Source organism: Methanobrevibacter sp., assembly GCF_045120835.1.
Taxonomy (GTDB): domain Archaea; phylum Methanobacteriota; class Methanobacteria; order Methanobacteriales; family Methanobacteriaceae; genus Methanocatella.
Genome location: NZ_JBGVFE010000011.1, coordinates 50,115 through 57,696, shown reverse-complemented (window position 1 = coordinate 57,696; position 7,582 = coordinate 50,115). Strand labels below are relative to the sequence as shown.

Here is a 7,582-nt window from a genome sequence, read left to right as displayed (position 1 = left end):
TTTGACAGGCGCTGCAGTAATAATACCTGGAGTGAATGACGGAGATGTTTTAAGGCAAACCTGCAATTCCCTGGAAGAATGGGGAGCAAAAGGAATGCTTTTAATGAGATTTGCAAATACCTTCAACGAGGGGCTGATTTTGGGAAACGAACCTATCATCAAGGGCATAGAATCACAGCCTGTTGAAGAATTCGGCGAACTTGTAAAGCAAATCAACTCCGAGTATAATTTCAGAGTGAGCGGAACACCAATATGCGATCCTGAAACCGGAGGCCCCTTCGCAATTGCAAAAGATGAAAATGAAGTCTTCCTGCAATTCATCAAGCCTGTAACTGGCGAGGCCACATTAATCACATCAAAAATAGCCGAACCGTTTCTTTCTAAAATATTCGGCAAAATTCAAACCGACAATGTCAATGTTGTGGCCGTGGATAAAGAAATTGCATGCCTAATCACAAAAGAGGATTTGGAAAAACTTGATTTGAGCGAAATCAAAGATGTTGTAATTCTGCCCGGACGATCATTTGTTCACCAGCTTGATGCCGAGAGAATCCTAAGTGCCGATGGTGTTGAACGTCTCATCGGTCGTGGACCAGACACTTTAACAGTCGATGGAGAATTAAGTATCGATATGAGCGATGAAAACGTAATAGAAAGAGAACTAGAACAATTTAATGATTTGGTAGATGCAATCAACTTCTTCGGTATGAGAAGAATCTAAAAAAAAGAGAGTTAGTTAGAATCCTCAACAAGAGAACTCTCACTATTTATTTTTACCAGGATATAATCATACATTTTTGACTTTTTAATCACTGCCAGTTCGGATAATTTCTTACCGTCAATGACCACATTACCAATATCTTCAGCATAGGTATCGTAATCTAATTTTACACGAACCCCATCCAATTGTGAAGTTACTGGTGTTGGAGAAATTACATCTTTAATTTCTCTAATTTGGTTTTCAATTGCATTTTTAACAACAATTGATGGCACCAATGGCGCATCAAGAGTCATTTCACGTTTTTTATCATTCAATATTTTTTCAGTGGTTTCAACCAATTTATCGAGAGCACGAATATCCGGACCTCTTCTAAGCCTTCTTGGAATTCTTCCAAGGCCTCCGACATATGCATCTGCACCAGGAAGCTCTTCAACATCAATTTCAGGAGCACCTGTAACAATTACTGGAATATCAATATCATCATATAGGAAAGATTTTTCCTTAATGCAATTTTCAAAACTGCCCAAAGCAAAAATAACCACATCATGCTCTTCAATCAAATCCTTTTCTTCCTCAGTAATTCCAGAAGTTCCCTTACCATCCCCACGGGCAAGACCGATCATATTATCCTTAGCACCATACTCACGCAGATATTCAGAGATATCGCATGCCGCATGAGGCAAGTGATGCCTTGCAAGAGTAGGTGAAACAATAGCTATTTCAGAACCTGCCATAGGAGCAACAGAAATCTTAGCCAAAAGCTCTTTAGCTTTAACTTCAATTTTATCAACATCTTCTAAAGGAACTGCCATATTCAAGACAAGTTCCATTTGCTGGATATTTTCCTGAAGAATGAATCCTCCCAAATCTTCAATCAATTCTTTAACTTCTTCACTTTTGTGAACTCCACCAGTAAATGTTAATGTTTCATACATATTAACAACTCTCAAAAATGCAATTATAATAATATATTATTTCAATTTATATCTATATTAAATTTTCTAAAATCGAATATCTCAATTCCGCCTTTTTAAATGGATTTTTGGAAATGTCATTGTGAGAAGGAATTTCAACAAGATTATCAGTTTCTTTAACATTATTTTTTAAATAATCTGGATATATCACATATTCAAAGTTATCGCAAACTATATTGAATCCAACATCAGAAACTATATCCTTTAAAAATTCGGAATAGACCTTGACATTTACATCCCTTTTAAAATTGGAATTCAGGTATTTTTTGCACAGTTCATAATCCTCAAAAAAGACACTGATTTCATCATCGTTTAATGGTTTGGCTGAGAGATTGGAAACCTCCTTAATGCTTTCGAAAATTTGAGTGGAAGTGTTAATTTTAATTGCTAACGAATCCATATCCACTTTACTTTCTGAAAGAAGGATAGCCAAATCCCCATCATCCTTATTTGGAAATTTATTTACGGCATAATCTGTTATGCCCGCCAATTTTACAATTTCCTCACACATCGGCGTTGTGACAATTTTCATAATAATATTATTAATGACATTCAATATAAATTAAATCATGAAAGTAACATTAAGTTTTGAGGAAAGTGTAAGCAGCGATGTTTCCATTATGGTGGATGTGCTGAGGGCAAGCACAACAATAACTTTAGCTTTAGATAAATTTAAAAAGATAATCCCCTGCTTAAGCCCTGAAGAAGCCTTGAATCTAAAAGATAAAATTGGCGGAGTCCTTGCAGGAGAACGCAATGGAAAGCAAATCGAAGGGTTTGACATTGGAAATACCCCATGTGGAATTAAAGATTTGAAAACACAAGAGGATACACTTATACTAACAACAACTAACGGAACCAGAATACTTGAAAATATGTCTTCAAAAGTTTTAGTTGGTTCAATGGTCAATGCAAAAGCGGTTGGTTTAAAAAGTTTACAGCTGGCTGAAAATCACATTGATGTTGTGATGGCCGGCGTTAAAGGAGAATTTGCCATTGAAGATTTTCTCGCATCAGGGGAAATCATATACTGGATAAGTCAAAATTGTGAAGAATGCGAATTGAACGAATATGCAAAGGCAAGCATTTTAGCAAGCAGAGATTATAATTCCCTAAAAGATGCATTTTTAAACTCAAGAACCGGAAAAAGACTCGCTGAACTTAATCATCAGAACGATGTGGAACTATCATGTCTAAAAAACATTAGCAATAATGTTGCAATATATAAAAATAAGGAATTAACTTTATATATCTAGATTTCATAATATTAGATATTATAATTTTAAAGAAGTGTTTTTTTGAAAAGAGAATGTTTAAAAATAATTGGTACCGCTCATGTATCACAAGAAAGCGTAGATGAAGTGAAAGATGCAATCTATGAGCAACACCCTGACGTGGTGGCAATCGAACTTGACAGAGGACGATACACCAAATTGAAAGAACAAATGATGGGTATTGAAAGAGATGAAGAAATATCAGTTACCCGAATCATCAAAGAAAATAAGGTTGCATTGTTTTTTACAAGTACACTTTTAAGCTACTTCCAGTCAAAAATTGGAGCAGATCTTGATGTTGCACCAGGTTCAGAAATGATTGGCGCCATTGAAGCAAGTGAAGATTTAGGAATTCCAATAGCTCTGATTGACAGAGACGTTAATGTAACTTTACAAAGGGCTTTGAATAAAATGGGCTTTATTGAAAAAGCCAAATTCCTATTTAGCCTAATTGCTTCTGTTTTTGGTTTTGGCGATGAAGAAGACATCGATGTTGAAGAGCTGAAAAACCCCGACAACCTTGATGAGCTGATGGACATCTTTAAGGATGAGGCTCCAAGCGTTCACGAGGTTCTTGTGCATGAAAGGGATGCATATCTTGCAGGAAGCATAATGAGAATTCCGCAGGACCATGTAATTGCAGTTGTTGGTGCCGGACACAAACCGGGAATCGAAAAATACCTCGACAACCCCGAAACATTACCTAATTTAAGAGATTTAGAAGTCATCAATGATAAAAAAGGCATTCCTTGGGTTAAAATCTTTTTAGCCATGATTCCTATTTTATTTGTGGTGATATTTTTTCTGGCATTTTTTAGCGGGATAAACATTACCTGGAACATCTATGATTTTATTGTCATCAGCATGATTATGGGATTCGTCGGATCAATCCTTTCAGGTTCAAAAATCCAATCTGCAATTGTAGGAGGAGCAGTTGCACCTCTAACCATTATTCACCCACTGCTTGCAGCAGGATGGTTTTCAGGATTGTGCGAAGCAAAATTCAGAAAAGTTAAACAAAGTGATATTAAAAATTTAGCCCATATCGAGAGCTTTAAGGACTTATGGAATAACAGCATATTCAGAATACTTTTAGTTGTTATCGGTACCAATCTAGGAGTGAGCATAGCAACCCTAGTGATTTTACCGTCTAAAGTTTTCATACCGTTATTTATGAAAATCTTTGGAATGTAGGTGAAAATATATATAATATATTGACGAAATTATAATTACTTATTAATTTTAATGGAAAAAAAATCATGTATCTTATATTTCGCTGCGACTGTGGAAGAGCATTGTATGCTAAAGAAGGAGTGGCTACACGCAAATGCGTATGTGGAAAAACATTAAAAGTCAAATCAAGGCGCATTTTTCAAAAAGTGGCTACAAGAGAAGAAGCTTCCGAAGCGGTTCAGGAAATGCAAGATAAAATATATGGAAATACTGACTTTCAGAGAGCCAGTGATTTATAATTAGTTTTAATGGTCTGTTAAAAATGATTGGAACGACACTCGAAATAATTATTATATTAATTTTAATTATCCTTACCGGATATTTGTCGATGGCGGAACTTGCCGTCGTATCTGTTAGAAAAGCAAAAATGCAAAAATACATTGAAGAAGGAAACAAAAATGCGGAAATCGTTTTGGATTTGCTAGAAGATCCAAATGAATTTTTATCCACCGTCCAAATTGGAATTTCACTTATTGGTGTTTTGACAGGGGCTTTTGGTGGAGTAACCTTATCTGAACCACTCGCCAAAGTTATTTCATTTTTACCTTACAGCGAACCTATAAGTGTGGCGATTGTGGTTATTGTAACTACCTATCTGACTTTGGTCGTTGGAGAAATTGTTCCTAAGGTTATTGCATTAAACGACCCGGAAAGGATTTCCCTAAAAGTTGCAAAAAGCATGGTAATTCTTGAAAAAGTTTCAAAACCGGTCAGTTTCATTTTAGCTAAATCAAGCAGTTTTCTTTTATGGTTACTGAGAATAGAAAATAAAAATGAAGATGTTGTAACTGAAGAAGAAATCGAATTGATGATTAAAGAAGGAAGAGAAGACGGAACTATTGAAAAAGAAGAAGAAGACATAATCAAAAGGGTTTTCAAACTTGATGACCAGAAAGTTGAAAGCATAATGACCCCTAGAAATGAGATAATCTGGATTGATTTGGAAGATGATAGGGAAATCAATAAAGTAAAAATCATTGAAAGTAAAAGATCCATTTTTCCAATAGCTTCTGGAGAGCTTGATGATTTTATTGGTGTTGTTCAAGCAAAAGACATATTATCCGCAATGTTTGGCGACGAAAAATTTGACGTTCATAAAATTGTAAAAGAGCCACTTGTGGTTTCCGAACATTTAGAAACATTAGAATTACTTAAAGAATTTAAAGAAAATCAAGGATATGTCCACATGTCTCTTGTAATTGATGAATTCGGAAGTGTTGAAGGATTAATCACATTAAACGATTTACTTGAAGGTATAGTAGGAGACATTCCGGGAATTGATGAGGAGGCCGAACCGGAAGCGATTCAAAGAGCGGACGGCACCTGGCTAATTGATGGAAGATATCCTATCGACAAGTTTAAAGAATTATTTAACTTTAAAGAATCCCTACCTGATGAAGAAGAAGACAATTACACAACATTAGCAGGATTCATACTCAGTATAAGTGGTACAATTCCTAATGAAGAGGACATTTTTGAATGTGGAAGATTCGTTTTTGAAATCATAGACATGGACGGTCACCAAATCGATAAGGTCATAGTTACTGATTTGGGACCTGAAGAAGGCATGGAGGAATAATATGGACGCATCTATCCTAATTCAAGTAGTTTTATTGATTGTGGGATTTGTATTTTTAATAAAAGGTTCCGATTTGTTTGTTGATGGGGCAAGCAGTATTGCATCCCTTTTAAAAGTTCCTACCATTATTGTCGGTTTGACAATTGTCGCTTTGGGAACAAGCGCTCCCGAAGCAGCTGTCTCAATCACCTCTTCTTTGACCGGAAGCAATGCAATGGCAGTCAGTAATGTAATTGGAAGTAATATGTTCAATTTATTAATGGTAATTGGTGTTTCAGCATTACTCAGTGAACTGTTAATGGAAAAAGAGGTCCTTAACAGAGATTTGCCATTCCTTGTAGGAATCACCCTCTTATTTGCGGCATTTATTTTCATTAGCGGAGAAATATCATCTATTGAAGGTATAATTCTCTTAATCATCATGATTGCATATATGTTTTTCCTTATTAGAACAACAATGAAATCAGGTGCCACACAAGTAGAAAAGCCAAAACTAAGCGCCGCAAAAAGTATTATTTATATAATAATTGGACTTGCAGGCATCGTGCTTGGTGGAGATTTAGTTGTTAACAGTGCTTCAGATATAGCAATAGCATTTGGAATGAGTGAAACATTGGTAGGTTTAACCATTGTGGCAATCGGTACTTCCTTACCTGAATTTGTAACTTCAATCACTGCTTTAAAGAAAGGAGAAAATCAGTTGGTTATAGGTAACGTTATTGGATCAAACATCTTTAACATATTGTTTGTATTAGGTGCAAGCAGTGCAATTAGTGCAATACCTATAGACTCAAGCATGCTCTTTGATGTCATATTGATGGTAATTGTTACCATAATCTGTTTCATATTTGGTAAAACACAGGACAAATATGATAAAAAAGAGGGAGTAATCTTAATATTACTGTTTGTATTCTATATGGGCTTTGCAATTTGGAGAAATTATTTCCCTTTTTAACTCACAAGCCTTGCAGATGTTAGATGAAGTTGGCTCACCGCATTCCTCGCATTCATTAAGGCTTGTTGAAATATCATTTTCAAATGCAAGTATCTTTTTAAAGGAATCCATCACATTTTGCTTGACGCCAGGATATTGGTCTTCACTGACATTTAAAAACTCCTTGATTTTGGCCCTTAAAGACAAATGGGAATAAGGGCACTCATCCAGATGAATGTCAATATCATTTATAACAGCCCACATCCCCACTTCCTTTTCAGGAGTATTCCATAAGGGCTTGATTCGCGGAACCAGCTTAGGATGAATCACATCAAGTTCAGGACCAAACTTTGAAAACTTGATTGTATCTCCACGAGCAAAGCTCATTAAAAAAGATTGAATTTCATCATCCAGGTTATGTCCCGTTGCTATTTTTACCGCCCCCAATTCATAAGCGGTTTTATTTAAGATGTTTCTCCTGAATACTCCACAGGGAATGCATGCACTTTTAAAATCAGAATAAATATCGTCCAAGGCGAAACCTTCCTCATCCTTAAATGACTTTTGAACAAGCTTTACATTCAAATCCTTGGCATTTTTAACAGCAGAATCGATTCCATGCTGGCGATAACCGTCAATTCCCTCATCAACACTAATAGCCACCAAATCAAAGTCGAGCAATTGCTGATAATTCTTTAGAGCATGAAGAGTAAGAACACTATCCTTACCTCCAGACAGGGCTACGGCAATTAGCTCACCTTCCTTAATCAAATCATAATCGCTGATTAAATTATTGATTCTTGTAAAAATTTTGTCATTAAAATCATCTTTGTTTAATTTCACCATTACTAAATTAATTTATACAAA

At 35.6% G+C, this 7,582-nt stretch carries 8 protein-coding genes and 1 pseudogene; 6 read left to right on the top strand and 3 right to left on the bottom strand.

The window, feature by feature from the left end:
• A pseudogene (locus ACJMLO_RS01310) lies at positions 1 to 721 on the top strand (methanogenesis-associated radical SAM protein); the annotation flags it as partial.
• A gap of 11 nt (positions 722 to 732) precedes the next feature.
• On the opposite strand, the gene ACJMLO_RS01305 reads toward ACJMLO_RS01310, so the two are convergent.
• A complete protein-coding gene (locus tag ACJMLO_RS01305) occupies positions 733 to 1,656 on the bottom strand; it encodes a methanogenesis marker 7 protein (protein ID WP_405293147.1) in 924 nt (307 codons plus the stop codon).
• A 52-nt stretch (positions 1,657 to 1,708) separates the two neighbouring features.
• On the bottom strand, positions 1,709 to 2,227 hold the full coding sequence (locus ACJMLO_RS01300; protein ID WP_405293145.1) for a hypothetical protein: 519 nt from the start codon (positions 2,225 to 2,227) through the stop codon (positions 1,709 to 1,711).
• A 37-nt stretch (positions 2,228 to 2,264) separates the two neighbouring features.
• On the opposite strand from ACJMLO_RS01300, the gene comB reads away from it, so the two are divergent.
• From comB to ACJMLO_RS01275, 5 genes are all read left to right on the top strand, one after another.
• Positions 2,265 to 2,951 carry a 2-phosphosulfolactate phosphatase gene (gene comB, locus ACJMLO_RS01295; RefSeq protein ID WP_405293143.1) on the top strand — a complete coding sequence of 229 codons (687 nt, stop codon included), beginning with the start codon at positions 2,265 to 2,267 and terminating at the stop codon, positions 2,949 to 2,951.
• Between the two features lie 42 nt (positions 2,952 to 2,993).
• The gene (locus tag ACJMLO_RS01290; protein WP_405293141.1) at positions 2,994 to 4,163 is read left to right on the top strand and encodes a TraB/GumN family protein; all 1,170 of its coding nucleotides are present in this window, start codon (positions 2,994 to 2,996) and stop codon (positions 4,161 to 4,163) included.
• A gap of 65 nt (positions 4,164 to 4,228) precedes the next feature.
• Positions 4,229 to 4,441, top strand: a complete 213-nt coding sequence (locus ACJMLO_RS01285; protein WP_405293139.1) for a DUF1922 domain-containing protein — start codon at positions 4,229 to 4,231, stop codon at positions 4,439 to 4,441.
• A 23-nt stretch (positions 4,442 to 4,464) separates the two neighbouring features.
• Positions 4,465 to 5,781 (top strand): hemolysin family protein, encoded by a 1,317-nt coding sequence (locus tag ACJMLO_RS01280; RefSeq protein WP_405293137.1) that lies wholly within the window; start codon positions 4,465 to 4,467, stop codon positions 5,779 to 5,781.
• A gap of 1 nt (position 5,782) precedes the next feature.
• On the top strand, positions 5,783 to 6,736 hold the full coding sequence (locus ACJMLO_RS01275; protein WP_405293135.1) for a calcium/sodium antiporter: 954 nt from the start codon (positions 5,783 to 5,785) through the stop codon (positions 6,734 to 6,736).
• Here ACJMLO_RS01275 and ACJMLO_RS01270 read toward each other — a convergent pair.
• Positions 6,680 to 7,561, bottom strand: coding sequence for a TIGR00269 family protein (locus ACJMLO_RS01270; protein WP_405293133.1), 882 nt, complete (start codon positions 7,559 to 7,561; stop codon positions 6,680 to 6,682). The genes ACJMLO_RS01275 and ACJMLO_RS01270 overlap by 57 nt on opposite strands.
• Between the last annotated feature and the right edge of the window lie 21 nt (positions 7,562 to 7,582).

Coding starts and splice junctions, on each gene's coding strand:
- ACJMLO_RS01270 (WP_405293133.1), bottom strand. CDS start 7,561: ATGGTGAAATTAAACAAAGATGATTTTAATGACAAAATTTTTACAAGA.
- comB (WP_405293143.1), top strand. CDS start 2,265: ATGAAAGTAACATTAAGTTTTGAGGAAAGTGTAAGCAGCGATGTTTCC.
- ACJMLO_RS01280 (WP_405293137.1), top strand. CDS start 4,465: ATGATTGGAACGACACTCGAAATAATTATTATATTAATTTTAATTATC.
- ACJMLO_RS01305 (WP_405293147.1), bottom strand. CDS start 1,656: ATGTATGAAACATTAACATTTACTGGTGGAGTTCACAAAAGTGAAGAA.
- ACJMLO_RS01285 (WP_405293139.1), top strand. CDS start 4,229: ATGTATCTTATATTTCGCTGCGACTGTGGAAGAGCATTGTATGCTAAA.
- ACJMLO_RS01275 (WP_405293135.1), top strand. CDS start 5,783: ATGGACGCATCTATCCTAATTCAAGTAGTTTTATTGATTGTGGGATTT.
- ACJMLO_RS01300 (WP_405293145.1), bottom strand. CDS start 2,227: ATGAAAATTGTCACAACGCCGATGTGTGAGGAAATTGTAAAATTGGCG.